At 61.3% G+C, this 15,634-nt stretch carries 9 protein-coding genes; 8 read left to right on the top strand and 1 reads right to left on the bottom strand.

The window, feature by feature from the left end:
* Position 1 precedes the first annotated feature (1 nt).
* Positions 2-745 carry a substrate-binding periplasmic protein gene (locus tag SPO_RS15405; protein WP_011048733.1) on the top strand — a complete coding sequence of 248 codons (744 nt, stop codon included), beginning with the start codon at positions 2-4 and terminating at the stop codon, positions 743-745.
* Positions 742-3,438 (top strand): ATP-binding protein, encoded by a 2,697-nt coding sequence (locus tag SPO_RS15400; protein WP_011048732.1) that lies wholly within the window; start codon positions 742-744, stop codon positions 3,436-3,438. Before SPO_RS15405 ends, SPO_RS15400 begins: the two co-directional genes overlap by 4 nt.
* Here the strand turns inward: SPO_RS15400 and SPO_RS22300 are convergent.
* Positions 3,426-4,235 (bottom strand): response regulator, encoded by an 810-nt coding sequence (locus SPO_RS22300; RefSeq protein WP_011048731.1) that lies wholly within the window; start codon positions 4,233-4,235, stop codon positions 3,426-3,428. The genes SPO_RS15400 and SPO_RS22300 overlap by 13 nt on opposite strands.
* A 633-nt stretch (positions 4,236-4,868) precedes the next feature.
* Here SPO_RS22300 and SPO_RS15390 point away from each other — a divergent pair.
* From SPO_RS15390 to eda, 6 genes are all read left to right on the top strand, one after another.
* Entirely contained in the window at positions 4,869-6,872 is a 2,004-nt protein-coding gene (locus tag SPO_RS15390; RefSeq protein ID WP_230981747.1) for an alkyl/aryl-sulfatase, read from the top strand.
* Between the two features lie 507 nt (positions 6,873-7,379).
* A complete protein-coding gene (locus SPO_RS15385; protein WP_011048729.1) occupies positions 7,380-8,618 on the top strand; it encodes an aspartate kinase in 1,239 nt (412 codons plus the stop codon).
* 47 nt (positions 8,619-8,665) lie between these two features.
* Positions 8,666-10,909, top strand: a complete 2,244-nt coding sequence (gene ptsP, locus SPO_RS15380) for a phosphoenolpyruvate--protein phosphotransferase (RefSeq protein WP_011048728.1) — start codon at positions 8,666-8,668, stop codon at positions 10,907-10,909.
* A 766-nt stretch (positions 10,910-11,675) separates the two neighbouring features.
* Positions 11,676-13,127 carry a glucose-6-phosphate dehydrogenase gene (gene zwf / locus SPO_RS15375; protein ID WP_011048727.1) on the top strand — a complete coding sequence of 484 codons (1,452 nt, stop codon included), beginning with the start codon at positions 11,676-11,678 and terminating at the stop codon, positions 13,125-13,127.
* Positions 13,128-13,129: 2 nt separating this feature from the next.
* The gene (gene edd / locus SPO_RS15370) at positions 13,130-14,935 is read left to right on the top strand and encodes a phosphogluconate dehydratase (protein WP_011048726.1); all 1,806 of its coding nucleotides are present in this window, start codon (positions 13,130-13,132) and stop codon (positions 14,933-14,935) included.
* 3 nt (positions 14,936-14,938) lie between these two features.
* On the top strand, positions 14,939-15,571 hold the full coding sequence (eda, locus tag SPO_RS15365; RefSeq protein ID WP_011048725.1) for a bifunctional 4-hydroxy-2-oxoglutarate aldolase/2-dehydro-3-deoxy-phosphogluconate aldolase: 633 nt from the start codon (positions 14,939-14,941) through the stop codon (positions 15,569-15,571).
* Positions 15,572-15,634: the final 63 nt, after the last annotated feature.

Here is a 15,634-nt window from a genome sequence, read left to right as displayed (position 1 = left end):
GATGAACCGGCTCTTCCAGATCCTAGAGGCCATCTGTCTCATTGGCATAATGATGCGCCCCGTCCATGCAGAAACCTGGGTGGTCGGGTCGATGGAAGGATTTGCACCCTTCAACTATTCGATCAACGGCGAATACTCGGGAATTGACGTGCAGATCCTGAACGAGGCCGCCGAGCGGATCGGAGTAACGCTGGACCACAGGCCGTTGCCTTGGAAACGCGCGCTGCTGGATTTCGAGACCGGCCAGCTGGATGCCGTCTTTCAGTTGGCGCCGACGCCGGAGCGGTTTCAGAAATGGAACATGGTCGGCCCGCTGCGCAGGACACGCACCGTTTTTGCGACTTTGAAAGGTTCTCCGATCCAGGATATCCGCTCTCTCTCGGATCTGGACGGCCTCGTTGTCGGCGTGGTTTCCGGGTTCACATACGAAGCACGGTTCGACAGTTACCAGCTTCTTCAACGCGAAGCCTCGCTTGATGATTTCACCAACCTTCGCAAGCTGCTTCTCGGTCGTTCTGATCTGATTGTCGGCGGCTACGAGACACTGCATTACGTCGCAAGTGAACTGAATGCGCTGGACAAGCTGAAGTTTCTGCCAACCCCTTTGGCCGAACACGCCCGCTACATCGGTTTTCACCGCACTCCAGAGGGCGATGATATGGCCCGTCGCCTGCAGGCCGAGCTGGAGAGGATGCAGGCAAACCGTATCCCGCCTGAATATCTGCGCTATTACTTCTCGCGATGAGGTTAAAGCTAAAACCCGCGGGCATCACACGCAAGATTGCGCTGGCGGCAGCGCTGCTGGGTGTTTTCTCCGGCCTGTTGCTGGGGGTGTATACCCTGTTGGCTGAACATTCCCTCAGAATTGGTGCGGCGCGCCTCAATGCGGACCGGATCGTCCGCGCCACGCTGCCGCAGATCGCCGGCGCATATTGGGAGGTGGACGTCCCCGCGGTCCGCGCCATCCTGAACGGGCTGCTCGAAGATCCTGTGATCCTGAGCGCCAGCGTGGAAGACCCGCTTCTGACCGAGGCGCAACGCGACAGCAGCGGCTTGATCGACCTGTCCGTGTCACGCCAGCCACTGTCCGAGCCGCCTTGGCTGGGCTTCCTGTTTCAGTCGGGCAGCCAGGCGGAGAAACTATCCTATGCTCTGAGTAACCCGCGGGATGGCAGCGAGATCGGCCGGCTGGCACTGGAGCTTTCCTTTCGTCCTGTTCAGGAAGATATGGTTGCCCGCAGTTATGTCGTGCTCGGCTCAAGCATTCTTCAGGCCCTGCTGGTGACTGCGGCCATTTTCCTGATCGTGCAGTTGATTGTAATCCGCCCTCTTGCCCGGCTTCAGGCGGCTGCCCTCAGGGTGCGCGATGGGTACTCGTTCAGACTGAAGGGGCGCGACCAACGAATGTTCGATGTAAACAGGCAGGATGAGATTTCCCGCCTGGCCCGTGCATTCCGGCGCACGGTGACCGAACTTGAGGCCAGTCGCGACAATCTTCAAGAGCTTGTGGACGAACGCACTCGCGAACTGCTTGAGGCGCGCAACGAAGCCGTTGAAGCCTCTCAGGCCAAATCGATCTTTTTGGCAAACATGAGCCATGAGCTGCGCACACCGCTCAATGCGATTATCGGATTGTCCGGCATTCTTCTGCGGGACGGGCAAAGCAACGACAACACCCGAAACCTGACTGATCTGAGGGCCGCTGCTAAGCAGCTGTCCGAGAATATCGACAGCATTCTGGACCTCTCCAAGATTGAGGCCGGGGAACTGGTGTTGGAGCAGGTCTGGTTCCGGCTTGACGATCTTCTGGACGATGTTCTGATGCAGACCAGAGCGCTGATGGTCGGCCAACCGGTGCTGTTGACCTGGGACTATGCCCCGGACCTGCCGGACGAGCTTTGTGCGGACCCTCTGCGTCTGCGGCAAATCATGGTCAATTTTGCCTCTAACGCGGTGAAGTTCACCAAAGAGGGGGAGATCCGCCTGCTGGCCTCATATCATGACGGGGCTTTGCGCCTGGGCGTGAGAGATACCGGGATCGGAATCTCTCCGGAACAGATCGAAGGCATCTTCAAGGCCTTTGGGCAAGCCGACGGTTCAACCACGCGCCAATACGGGGGGACCGGGCTCGGCCTTTCGATTTCCCAAAAGCTCGCGGACAAGATGCAAGGCAAGATTCAGGTCGACAGCGAACCTGGTCGGGGGGCTGAGTTTACGATGGTTCTGTGCCTGCCAACCCGGCCCGCGCCTCAGCAAGGCGAAACCAAGGATTTGATCAAGGTTGAGGGCACTGGCGGACCGGTTCGGCAGCTTCAGATAATGGCAGATCGGGCAGCGGCCGCCCTCACCTCTCAAATTCGGCCGGTCACGGTAACAGTCACGGCGAAACATGCTGAATTTGCTCTGCGGTCTTCCGGCAGCATGGCAGGTAAGCGGTTTGCTCTTCCGATCACGCATGGGGAATTTGCCGCAGCGTTATCGGAGCTGGAAACGGGCACCGGCCCGACCCTCCCAAAGAACGTATTTCTGGCAGGCCGTGATGTGCTGGTGGTGGAGGACAATCCCGTCAACCTCTACGTCTTCGTTTCTTTGGTGGAGGCGCTTGGTGCCAAGGTGCGCACGGCGACAAACGGTATCGAGGCAGTCGAACAGGTCGCCGAGGCGATGCCGGACGTGATCCTGATGGATCTGCACATGCCCCTGATGGATGGGTACCGTGCTTTGGAAAACCTTCAGGGCAGGTATCAGGCAAGCTTGGCCCCTGTTGTTGCTGCGACGGCCAACGCCACGCAGGACGAGGCCGAGCGCTGCATCGCTGCCGGCTTTGCCGGTTTTGTCCCTAAACCGATCGACCCCTCGAAATTGCACAGCATTCTGGCCGACCTTTGCGGCAGTGGAAAATATCCAGGAGTAGATCAGAAAAAGGGGCTGTTCTACGCCGGCGGTAACCGGCAGCATTATGAAGCGTCGCTGCGCCGGTTTCATGCCAGCTTGCGTGAATGGTTCGCCGCTCTGGAGGCCCTGGCTGATGGACCGGAAAGCCAAGGCAGGGCCGATCTTCTGCATGCCATCAAGGGAGCCGCCAGCACCGTGGGCGCCGACGGGCTGGCCGAACTTGCTGCGGGCGCCGAGACGGGCGCCGTCTCTATCGGGAAAGTGGCACAGGCCCTGTCCCGGATGTTGGAGCAATTCGACGCGTTCAGCCCTCATGTCGCCAAGAAGCTGCCGCTGAACTCGGACAGGCTGGAAAGGATAGGCGCGCTTGTCAGAAACCGTGACATTCTGGCCCTCGAGGAAACCCAGAACACGGCATTGCGCGGTCTTTTGGAGCCCGCAGCCGCGGCATTTGAAAGCCTGACGGCTGCCTTGACGGCGCTGGATTTCGAAACGGCCGACCAAATCGTGGAACAGCTCAGGGAAGCGCTTCACGACGATTGAAACTGTCCGATATCTGCACATATCCCGGTCAGCAGCTGCTCGGCTTTCTCGAGCCGGTCCGCCCGCCGTGCCAGCAGCTTTTCCAAGGCCGTCTGTGCCTGGCGCAGCTCGATATGACTGCGGATACGGGCCCGCAGAATGGCGGGCACGATCGGTCGGGTGATAAAGTCGCAAGCGCCCATTTCCAGCCCCTTGGTTTCGTCCATAGGATCATCAAGACTGGTTAGGAAGATCACTGGTATATCAGCAAGGCTCGCCGTTGATTTGATCTGCCGGCAAACCTCATAGCCATCCATATCCGGCATCCGGATATCCAGCAGGATCAGGTCTGCAAGCTCTCCTGACAGGAAAGACAGGGCGCCTTTGCCAGAGGTCTGCGGAATGATCCGATAGGCATCCTTCAGCAGGCCGTGCAAGTGGTGGATGTTTTGCGGCGTGTCATCGACGACAAGAAGCGATGGCAGCTCCTCATCATCTCCCGGCTGGGTCGCGCTTTCCGGCAGAGGACCATTGCTGACCTCGCCCGCCATTTCTTTGGCCGCTACGGCGATGGCGTTAAGATTGGGGGACACCGTCGCAAAGAAACGCGCCCCGGCCGCCCCCATGAGCGCCCGGTTTGCATCCCTTTCAAACAATGAAATGCCCAGATGGCTTTCCAGCACCCGGATCTGTCGGCTGACAGCCTCGCGTGAGACATTCAGCTCTTCTGCTGCGGCGGTAAAGCTGCCCAGGCGGGCAGCCGCTTCAAATGCAAGCAGAGAAGTTAGAGGCGGCAAATGGCGTTTGAGGTGTTTCATTCTGTGCGTTCCGGGATGCCGCGCATATTTGGGGGCCGGAAATCACGGCCGCTGTTTTGGATAGGACCTCATGGAACCGGCCTTTGAAAAGGTGTTACGAAAGTGGTCCGGTCCTGTCAGCCTACCATAGGCGGTTGGGGTGGGTTTCACAAATGGCGACGTCATTGGCGGATGGATGCAAAGGAGCAAGCAGGAAACCGGGTTTCTACAGCCCGCTCACCAGAGGCGCGCTCTGCCCCTAACTACTGGATCGTTTGAAGTTGGAGGTTCCCGCTGGTTTTCCCAGACAACGGGCGTCGTTTTCGGTCCTTACTTGCCGTTCGCCCTGTCACGTCTCGCAGCAGTGCGGCCTCTCCGCGCCAGCAATTTGCGGCTCTCGCAAGATCGAAGCTTTGTCCGAGATCGGCAACGCGGGAACAACCCGCCATTCGCGATATGAGGCGCTTGCAGCAGCGCCGACATCCGAATTGATGCAAATCAACGAATACTCGTCGGTATAGGTAGCATACAGGACCCCTCGGTTTTATGCTTTGAATAATCGAAGCGCGCGAACTTAAAGCCTGGGAGGGACAATCGTTGAAAAACTTACTGGCCAATTTGACCGCAACCGCCGTCATAGCAGCGTCTGCGTCAGTGGCGCTGTCGCAAGAGGCGTCTCACTTCGACCCGAAGGGCAAGCCTCCATCACAGGAAACAATCGCAATTATCGAGGCGTTGCGCGGGTCTCTGCCTTTCGAAGATGAGCGCGACTTTGAGGAAGCCCGAAAGGGGTTCATCGCGAAGCCAGATTTTACCCAGATCATGGCCGAAAAAGGAAACGTGGCCTGGGACATCGGGAGCTACGATTTTCTTCTGCAGGGCGAGGATTTCGACACGATCCACCCGTCGCTTCAGCGGCAGGCCGTTCTGAACATGTCTTATGGCCTCTATGAGGTGATGCCTGACCGCATTTATCAGGTGCGCGGCTTCGACCTTGCCAACTTCACCGTGGTCAAGGGTGACACCGGCTGGATCGTTTTCGACCCGTTGACTGCGAAGGAGACCGCGGCGGCCGCCCTCAAGCTCGTGAACGATACGCTGGGTGAAAGGCCAGTGACCGGTGTGGTCTACTCGCACAGCCACGCCGATCATTTCGGCGGTGTGCGCGGGGTGGTGGCAGAAGACGATGTGCGCGAGGGCCTCGTTCCCATCATCGCACCGGTTGGCTTCATGGATCACGCGGTGGCGGAAAATGTCTATGCCGGCAATGCGATGAACCGGCGCCTTTTCTATCAATATGGCGTCCTGTTGCCGCGTAGCCCGTTCGGGCACGTGGATCAGTCCATCGGCAAAAACACGGCAGCCGGCAATCTGGGGCTGATCGCTCCGACGGTGGTCATCGAAGACGACATCAAGGAACTTACGGTCGACGGCGTGCGAATGGTGTTCCAGAACACGCCCGGGACCGAAGCGCCGGCCGAAATGAATACCTACTTCCCGGATTTCAAGGCGTTCTGGGCAGCTGAAAACATCACCGGTACCATCCACAATATCTACACGTTGCGGGGCGCCCTGGTCCGGGATGCGCTCGAATGGTCACGTCAGATCAACGCCGCGCTTTATCTGTTCGGGCAGGATGCGGAGGTCATGTTTGCATCCCACTCCTGGCCGCGGTGGGGGAACGAGCGCATCCAGGAAGTCATGCGCGCACAGAGGGATACATATGCAAACCTCAACAATGGCGTGCTTCATCTTGCCAACCAGGGCGTAACGATCAACGAGATGCACAACGAGTACAGCGTGCCCGAAAGCCTGCAACAACAGTGGTCGGCCCGAAGCTATCACGGGTCGGTCGAGCACAACAGCCGCGCGGTGATCAACCGTTATCTTGGCTATTGGGACGCAAATCCGGCCACGCTGATTCCGCTGTCGCCGTCGGAGTCTGCGCCGTTATTCGTCGAGATGATGGGCGGCGCGGGTCCGATCATGGCACGTGGCCAGGACCTTTACGATTCCGGCAAGTACAAGCTTGCGCAAGAAATTCTGAACAAGCTGGTCTATGCCGAACCGGAAAACCAGGAAGCAAAGGATCTTCTCGCGGACGTCTTCGAGCAGATCGGTTACCAGCAGGAAAGCCCCAGTGTCCGGAATTCGTTCCTTGCGGGTGCGTATGAACTTCGCAACGGCATTCCGTCCGGTGCGTCACCGAAATCCTCCGGGCCGGACATGGTCCGGGCTATGGATACCTATCTCTGGCTCGATTTCCTTGGCGTGCGACTGGACAGTGCAAAGGCGGGCGACCGGTCGTTCACGATCAACATGATCACGCCGGACAATGGAGAAAAGTTCGTGATCGAGCTTTCCAATGGAACTCTGACCAATCTTCAAGGCTATCTTGCGGATGACCCTGACCTGACGATGGTTCTGAACCGATCCGATCTTGAACCGGTGATGATGGGGATGGCGACGATCGAGGATCAGATCGCAGCTGGAAAGGTCGCACTTGCCGGAGACACCGGTATCATTGACGAGTTGAAAGCGATGCTTGTTCAGTTTGATCTTGGCTTCGAGATCCTACCGGGAACAGGCGAGCAAGATCTCACGCCTGAAGCAAATGCCTTTCAACAGCCTGAGCCGGCGGACACATCTGGCGGTTAAAACAGGCGCGCATTCTCGCGGGCTTCAGGGCATTTTCCCCGGGGCCCGCTCTTTTGTGGTGAGCAAGATATCTCGACGGGCTCGCAATTGAGTTCTCAGGGTTAAGCATTTGAATGACCTGGCTGCGCGCCTGTTTCGGTCTTACAGCCGACCCCAGATGTATCGCAGCATCTGCGACATGCTTGTTTCTTAGGTCCGCAGGATCAGCCCAAAGGTGACCTTGGCCGGACATCTGGCATGCTGCGGCGTGCCAGATCTGACCTTCGCGGCACCAGTGTGAAGGAAGCAATCATTTGTTCAAGGCGCGGCACGGGTCCAAGGGGTTCTGTTCCCAAAGGGGTCCCCAACTCAGCACATCCGGGGTCAGTTGCCGGCGTGACGCTCAAAGTGGTCCGAGTTTCGACGGGGCCCGCCACGGGGTGCGGCAGCTTTGCCCTCTTGCTCTTGCACCCCCCCTCGCATAAGAGGCTCGGGATCATTTTCCACAGGCGCGGAGTCGATGCCCCCATGCCAACGCTCGTGATGAAATTTGGCGGCACATCGGTCGCCAATCTCGACCGTATCCGCCGCGCGGCCAAGCGTGTCGGCGTCGAAGTGGCCAAGGGCTATGACGTGATCGTCATCGTTTCGGCAATGGCTGGCAAGACCAACGAGCTGGTGGGCTGGGTCAACGAAACCTCGCCGCTGTTTGATGCGCGCGAATACGATGCTGTGGTGTCCTCGGGCGAGAACATCACCGCCGGTCTGATGGCGCTGACCCTGCAAGAGATGGATATCCCGGCGCGCAGCTGGCAGGGTTGGCAGGTGCCGCTGATGACCAACAGCGCCCACAGCCAGGCCCGGATCGAAGAGATCCCGCCCCATAACATCAACCAGAAATTCGCCGAAGGCATGAAGGTCGCGGTGATCGCCGGGTTCCAGGGCGTCAGCCCCGAGGGCCGTATCACCACGCTGGGCCGAGGTGGGTCGGACACCACCGCCGTTGCCTTTGCCGCCGCCTTCGAGGCCGATCGCTGCGACATCTATACCGATGTGGACGGCGTCTATACCACCGACCCGCGCATCTGCACCAAGGCGCGCAAGCTGGAAAAGATCTCGTTCGAGGAAATGCTCGAACTGGCCTCGCTGGGGGCCAAGGTGCTGCAAACCCGCTCGGTCGAACTGGCCATGCGCTACAAGGTCAAACTGCGTGTCCTCTCCAGTTTCGAGGAACAATCCGACACCGCCGGTACGCTGGTTGTCGATGAGGAGGAAATCATGGAATCCAATGTAGTCTCCGGCGTTGCCTATTCCCGCGACGAGGCCAAGATGACCGTTGTTTCGGTCCAGGACCGCCCCGGCGTTGCGGCCACCATCTTCAACGCGCTCAGCGAGGGTGGCGTGAACGTGGACATGATCGTGCAGAACGTGTCCGAGGAAGGCATCACCGACATGACCTTCTCGTGCCCGACAGATCAGGTGGCGCGCGCGGAAAAAGCGATGAACGCGGTCAAGGACGCTGGCGAGCTGGAATTCGAGGACCTGCTGGTCGATTATGACGTCTGCAAAGTCTCGGTCGTCGGTATCGGCATGCGCAGCCAGTCGGGCGTGGCCGCCAAGATGTTCAAGATACTCTCGGATGAGGGGATCAACATCAAGGTGATTACAACCTCTGAGATAAAGATTTCCGTTCTGATTGACCGGAAATACATGGAACTTGCGGTGCAGGCGCTGCATGATGCGTTTGAACTGGACAAGGCGGCCTGATCCAACCGGAACCGGGCGCGCCTGACCCTGCAACGGCATGAGGGCCCATGGCGGACGGAACCGAAAGCGAATCCCGCAAGCTGCTGGGGCGGCTGCGCGAAGCGATGGCGACGGACGAGGCCGGACAGGCCCGTCTGGACCGTATCACGCATCTGATCGCCGACAGTATGGGGACCGAGGTCTGCTCGATCTACCTGTTTCGCGATACCGACACGCTGGAACTCTGTGCCACCGAAGGGTTGAAGCCTGAGTCGGTGCACCAGACCCGGATGCGGCTGGGCGAGGGGCTGGTCGGCCGCGTCGCCAAGTCGGGCAAGGTGGTCAACACCCCCAATGCGCCCGCGGCCAAGGGATTCCGCTACATGCCTGAAACGGGGGAAGAACGGTATTCCTCCTTTCTGGGCATTCCGGTGCAGCGCCTGGGAGAGAAGCTGGGCGTGCTGGTCGTACAGTCGCGTGACGCACGCGAGTTTTCGGCCGACGAGGTCTATGCGCTGGAAGTGGTGGCCATGGTGCTGGCCGAGATGGCCGAATTGGGCGCCTTTGTCGGCGAGGGGGCGGCGCTGTCGCCGCTGCACCAGAAATCGGCGCTGTTCCGGGGCAGTACCGGCCAGGAAGGCGCCGCCGCGGGCCATGTCTGGCTGCACGAGCCGCGGGTGGTGATCACCAATCCGATCGCCGATGATCCGCAACGCGAGCTGGAACGCCTGAACGAGGCGGTGGACGAGCTGCGCGTCGGCGTCGACAAGATGCTAGAGATGTCGCAGAACGGCGACAAGGAACAGTTGCAGGTTCTCGAAGCCTACCGAATGTTCGCCAATTCCAAGGGCTGGATGCGCCGGATGGAAGAGGACATCGCCCGGGGCCTCAGCGCCGAAGCAGCGGTTGAAAAGGAACAGTCCCTTGCCCGTGCCCGCATGGGGCAGGTGCAGGATTCCTATCTGCGCGAGCGGTTGGCCGATCTGGATGACCTGTCGAACCGCCTGCTGCGCATCCTGACCGGTCAGGGCAAGCAGACGGGCGCCGAACTGCCGCCCGATCCGATCCTGGTGGCGCGCAATATCGGTCCGGGCGATCTGCTGGAATATGGCCGTTCTCTCAAGGGGGTCGTGCTCGAAGAGGGCTCGGTCGGTAGCCATGCAGCCATCGTGGCGCGGGCGCTGGCGATCCCGCTGGTGGTGCATGCCGAGCGGATCACCACCGAGGCGCTGAACGGCGATCAGATCCTGGTTGATGGCGATCAGGGCGTGGTGCATCTGCGCCCCGAGGACAGCGTAGTCGCGGCCTTTCGCGACAAGATCGCGATGCAGGCTGATGCGCAGGCGCGCTATGCCTCCATCCGGGAAACCCCCGCCGTCACCCAGGACGGCCAGCGTATCAATCTGGTGATGAATGCCGGCCTGATGGCCGATCTGCCCTCGCTCGAAAGCTCGGGCGCCGAGGGGGTGGGGCTGTTTCGGACCGAGTTGCAATTCCTGGTGCGCAACCAGATGCCGAAACGCTCGGAGCTGGTCGCGCTTTACTCCCGCGTGCTGGACGCAGCCAAGGGCAAGCGCGTGGTGTTCCGTACGCTCGATATCGGGTCGGACAAGGTGCTGCCCTATATGAAGCCCACGGACGAGCCGAACCCCGCGCTGGGCTGGCGTGCCATCCGGGTGGGGCTGGACAAGCCCGGGGTGATGCGGATGCAGTTGCAGGCGCTGATCCGGGCCGCCAACGGGCGCGCGCTGACGATCATGTTCCCCTTTGTTGCCCAGGCCGAGGAATATCACGCCGCGCGCGCCGAGGTGGACAAGACAATCGCGCGCGAAAAGGTGCTGGGGCATCCGCTCCCTGAGACGCTGGAAATCGGCGCCATGCTCGAGACGCCCTCGCTGGCCTTTGCGCCGCAGAAATTCTTTGACGATGTCGGCTTTCTCTCGATCGGCGGCAACGATCTGAAACAGTTCTTCTTTGCCGCCGACCGCGAGAACGAGCGGGTGCGCCGGCGCTATGACACCCTCAACAGCAGTTTTCTCAGCCTGATCGAGCGGATTGTCGAGCGTTGTGGCATCTCCGGGACGCCGCTCAGCTTTTGTGGCGAGGATGCCGGGCGCCCGATCGAGGCGATCTGTCTGGCGGCGATGGGTATCCGCACCCTGTCGATGCGCCCCGCTTCAATTGGGCCGGTCAAGAGCTTGCTTTTGCGCACGGATCTGGGTGAGCTTCGCAAGATCATCACCGACGCTCGCCATCGCGGTGTACAATCGGTGCGCCCGGCGGTGATGGACTGGCTGAGCCAGCGTCCCTGATTTCCTGACCATCTAGATCTGATGTCATGCAGGATTCAGCGCCCGAGGGCGTTGTGCGGGTCTGTGCATCTTTTCAGTTTGTTAACCCAAACTGTTGCAGTCTTGTGGAAAGGCCTTGAGATCGGCTTTTTGGGAGGCGATGGGGATATTTGCCGTGGACGAAGCACCAGATTCGATAGATGAAATACGTTCAAGCTGGCTAATTTGCCCTCAAAGAATTCAATTTTTTTGATGAATTACGATCTAAGTACATTTCTGCCCCAAAACGCCTCACAGCTCAGATACGCGGTCGCGGCACCCCCAGAGCTGCCCTGGCACGGGGGCGCTTACCGATGGCTTGGTTTGGAAGCATTTGACCCTGAGAAACAAGGGGAGAATCCGCAAAGATCTCAGAAGGTAACAAGGGTATTTGATGATTTGGACAAAAGTGCCTCGGCAAACTTTTGAAGTGGCACCAAAAATCTCAGTTATGCACCAAGTTATTCACAATCGGCTCGAAGAGCTTTCTTGGCATTATCTATTTGATTTCAAATAATACCTCTGATTTTTCGTCCATGGCTCACGGACAGAAATCCACAAGCTGTTCTGATGGCGTTCGCGCCGGGTTTCGTCATAGACTGCTAGCGAGCGCGACGACAGAAAACGGTTTTGCGCGCCAATGGGCTTGCTATTTTGCTGGGTATCCGTAAAGAGAACGTAGAACATGTTAGCGGTAACATTGCCGACAGGGTAACTCGGGCAAGCCTGCCGCTCCAAAGGAGACAGCATGGTATCGCGCGTCATTCCGGTCAACGCTTTCGATCTGGTCCTGTTCGGGGCCACCGGCGATCTGGCTCGCCGCAAGATTTTGCCGGGCCTCTTCCATCGCTACGAGGTTGGGCAGATGCCGGAAGAGGCGCGGATCATCGGCTCGGCCCGGACTGAGTTGAGCACCGAGGCCTTCCGCGCTGACGTGCGTCAGGCGATCGAGGAGTTCACGCCCGAAACCCCGACCCGTGCTGCGGTGCTGGAGCGGTTCCTGCTAAAGCTTGACTATGTCGCGGTGGATGCACGCGGAGACGCGGGCTGGCAGGCGCTGGCCGCAATGTTGCGCCCGGATGTGGTGCGCGCCTTTTACCTGTCGGTCGGACCGTCGCTGTTTGCCGGTATAGCCCGCCAGCTGGACTGCCACGGCATGGCCACGCCCGAGGCGCGGATCGTGGTCGAAAAACCCTTTGGCCGCGATCTGGAAACCGCACGCGCCCTGAATGCCGGTCTGCGCGCCTGTTTCGAAGAGCACCAGATCTATCGGATCGACCATTATCTGGGCAAGGAGACGGTGCAGAACCTGATGGCGCTGCGCTTTGCCAATTCGCTGTTCGAACCGCTGTGGAACGCGACCCATATCGACCACGTGCAGATTACCGTGGCCGAAAGCCTGGGGATCGAGGGGCGCGAGGCCTATTACGACCAGTCCGGCGCCATGCGGGACATGGTTCAGAACCATCTGGTGCAGCTCCTTTGTCTGACCGCGATGGAGCCACCATCGAAATTCACTCCGAACGCGGTGCGCGACGAAAAGGTCAAGGTGATCGAGGCGCTTGACCCGGTTCCGCCCGGCGACATCGCCCGGGGACAGTATCGCGCCGACAAGGGTGGCGATGGTTATCTGGATCATGTGGGTGACGCCCAGAGCCGTACCGAAAGCTTCATCGCGCTCAAGGTTCACGTGGCCAACTGGCGCTGGGCCGGGGTGCCGTTCTATCTGCGTACGGGCAAGAGGCTGCGGGCGCGGGTGTCGGAAATCGTGGTGCAGTTCCGCGATCCGCCACATTCGATCTTTCCCAATGTGGGACCGATCCATGGCAACAAGCTGATTATCCGGCTGCAACCGGACGAGGGCATCACCCTGCGCACCACGATCAAGGATCCGGGCCCGGGCGGCTTCCGGCTGGCCGAGGTGCCGCTGGACATGAGCTTTGCCGAGGCGCTGGGCGGCGATGTCCGGCCTCAGGATGCCTATGAGCGGCTGGTGATGGATGTGATCCGGGGCGACCAGACCCTGTTCATGCGCGGAGACGAGGCCGAGGCCGCCTGGGCCTGGGTTGATCCGATCATCGCCGAATGGGAAAAGAACCGCGACCGGCCCTATCCTTATGATCAGGGCAGTTCGGGACCGGAAGAGGCACTGATGCTGCTGCATCGTGACGGCCGCCGCTGGCGGCAGATCGGAGGATGACCATGGTACATGCGACCATAGCGCAGGTAACGGCTCGGATCGTCACGCGCAGCGCCGCGACGCGCGGGCCTTATCTGGCGCGGATCGATGAGGCCCGCGACCAGGGCCCGGCGCGGGCGCATCTCAGCTGTTCGGGACAGGCGCATGCCTATGCCGGGGCGGGGGCGGATCAACAGGCGCTGGCCACCGGTTCGACCGGGCATCTGGGCATCGTCACCAGCTATAACGACATGCTTTCGGCGCATCAGCCGTTCGAGCGCTACCCGGATGTATTGCGACAGGCGGCCCGTTCTGTCGGCGGCACGGCGCAGGTGGCAGGCGGGGTTCCGGCCATGTGCGACGGCGTCACCCAGGGCGCGGCTGGCATGGAACTGTCGCTGTTCTCGCGCGACGTGATCGCCATGGCGGCGGGGGTAGCGCTCAGCCACAATACCTTTGATGCGGCGGTGTTCCTGGGCGTCTGCGACAAGATCGTGCCGGGGCTGGTGATCGCGGCACAGAGCTTTGGCCACCTGCCGGCGGTCTTCGTGCCGGCCGGGCCGATGACCAGCGGCCTGCCCAATGATGAAAAGGCCAAGGTGCGGCAACGCTTTGCCGCCGGCGAGGTGGGGCATGCCGCGCTGATGGCCGCCGAGATGGCAGCCTATCACGGGCCGGGCACCTGCACCTTTTACGGCACTGCCAACACCAATCAGATGCTGATGGAGTTCATGGGCCTGCACCTGCCGGGCGCCAGTTTCGTGCCGCCGGGCACCGGCCTGCGCGAGGCGCTGACCGCCGAGGCGGCGCGCCGGTCGCTGAGCCTCTCGGCGCTGGGCGACAACTATACTCCGGTGGGGCATGTGCTGGATGAACGCGCCTATGTGAATGGGATTGTCGGGCTGATGGCGACCGGCGGCTCGACCAACCTGCTCATTCATCTGGTTGCCATGGCGCGGGCAGGGGGCATCCTGCTCGACTGGCAGGACTTTGCAGAGATTTCGGCGGTGGTGCCGCTGGTCGCGCGGGTTTATCCCAACGGGCTGGCCGATGTGAACCATTTCCACGCGGCGGGGGGGCTTGGCTATACCATCCACACCCTGCTCGAGGCCGGGTTCCTGCATCCCGACACGTTGACCGTGGCGGGCCGGGGGCTGGAGCTCTATACCCGCGAACCAAAGCTGCGCGGCGACGTGCTGAGTTGGGAGGCCGGGACCGAGACCAGTCTCAACGACAAGATCCTGCGCCCGGCCTCGGACCCGTTCCAGGCCAGCGGCGGGCTGTCGCGGCTTTCGGGGTCGCTGGGCACGGCGGTGATGAAAGTCTCGGCAGTGGCGCCGGAACACCGGGTGGTCGAGGCGCCTGTGCGCGTGTTTCATGACCAGAACGAGGTCAAGGCCGCCTTCAAGGCGGGCGAACTGACCGGCGACATGGTGGTGGTGGTCCGCTTTCAGGGGCCCAAGGCCAACGGTATGCCCGAGTTGCACTCGCTGACGCCGATCCTGTCGATCCTGCAAGGGCGCGGGCAAAAGGTGGCGCTGGTGACCGACGGGCGCATGTCGGGGGCCTCGGGCAAGGTTCCGGCAGCGATCCACGTGGTGCCCGAGGCGCTGGAGGGTGGGCCGATCGCGCGGCTGCGCGACGGCGACCTGTTGCGGGTCGATGCCGAGGCGGGTGTGCTCGATATCCTGACCGAGGGCGTGCTGGCGCGCGCACCGGCCACCGCGGACCTGTCGGGCAATCAGTTCGGCACCGGGCGCGACCTGTTTGCCGCGTTTCGCGCCGTGGTCGGTTCGGCCGATACCGGCGCCAGCGTTTTTGGAGGATAAACAATGACATCCCGCGACACCCGCGCCATCTGCGAGATGGCGCCCATCGTTCCTGTTCTGGTGATCGACGATGCAGCCCATGCCCGCCCGCTGGCCGAGGCGCTGGTCGCCGGTGGTCTGCCCGCGCTGGAGGTGACCCTGCGCACCCCGGCGGCGCTCGAGGCGATCCGCATCATGTCCGAGGTGCCTGGCAGTGTGGTCGGCGCCGGGACGCTGATTACCCCGGAAGACGTGCGCGCCGCCAAGGCCGCCGGTGCCCGGTTCGGGGTGTCGCCCGGAGCCACCGACAGGTTGCTGGCTGCTTGCGAAGAAGAGGGCCTACCGCTGTTGCCGGGTGCCGCCACCGCCAGCGAGGCGATGCGCCTCTTGGAGCGGGGCTATGACATGCTCAAGTTCTTTCCCGCCGAGGCCTCGGGCGGCGCGCCCGCGCTGAAGGCGATCGGGGCGCCCTTGCCGCAGATCGCGTTCTGCCCCACCGGCGGTGTGTCGCCGCAGAATGCCGAGAGCTATCTGAGCCTGCCCAATGTGGTCTGTGCCGGGGGCAGCTGGGTGGCGCCAAAGGATCTGGTGGCGGCTGGCGACTGGGCCGGGATCGAAGCGCTCGCGCGAGACGCCGCGGCGCTGCGCCGGGGCTAGGCGGGGCGGGGGCGCTGCCCCCGTCGCGCAGGCGCGACTCCCCCGAGGTATTTCGGAACAGAA

Source organism: Ruegeria pomeroyi DSS-3, assembly GCF_000011965.2.
Lineage (GTDB): Bacteria > Pseudomonadota > Alphaproteobacteria > Rhodobacterales > Rhodobacteraceae > Ruegeria_B > Ruegeria_B pomeroyi.
Note: the sequence above shows the minus strand (reverse complement) of the source record. Positions and strands in the feature narration are given on the sequence as shown.

Excerpts from the sequence above, each read along its gene's own strand:
- SPO_RS15405 (WP_011048733.1), top strand. The coding sequence starts at position 2 with ATGAACCGGCTCTTCCAGATCCTAGAGGCCATCTGTCTCATTGGCATA.
- SPO_RS15400 (WP_011048732.1), top strand. The coding sequence starts at position 742 with ATGAGGTTAAAGCTAAAACCCGCGGGCATCACACGCAAGATTGCGCTG.
- SPO_RS22300 (WP_011048731.1), bottom strand. The coding sequence starts at position 4,235 with ATGAAACACCTCAAACGCCATTTGCCGCCTCTAACTTCTCTGCTTGCA.
- SPO_RS15385 (WP_011048729.1), top strand. The coding sequence starts at position 7,380 with ATGCCAACGCTCGTGATGAAATTTGGCGGCACATCGGTCGCCAATCTC.
- ptsP (WP_011048728.1), top strand. The coding sequence starts at position 8,666 with ATGGCGGACGGAACCGAAAGCGAATCCCGCAAGCTGCTGGGGCGGCTG.
- zwf (WP_011048727.1), top strand. The coding sequence starts at position 11,676 with ATGGTATCGCGCGTCATTCCGGTCAACGCTTTCGATCTGGTCCTGTTC.
- edd (WP_011048726.1), top strand. The coding sequence starts at position 13,130 with ATGGTACATGCGACCATAGCGCAGGTAACGGCTCGGATCGTCACGCGC.
- eda (WP_011048725.1), top strand. The coding sequence starts at position 14,939 with ATGACATCCCGCGACACCCGCGCCATCTGCGAGATGGCGCCCATCGTT.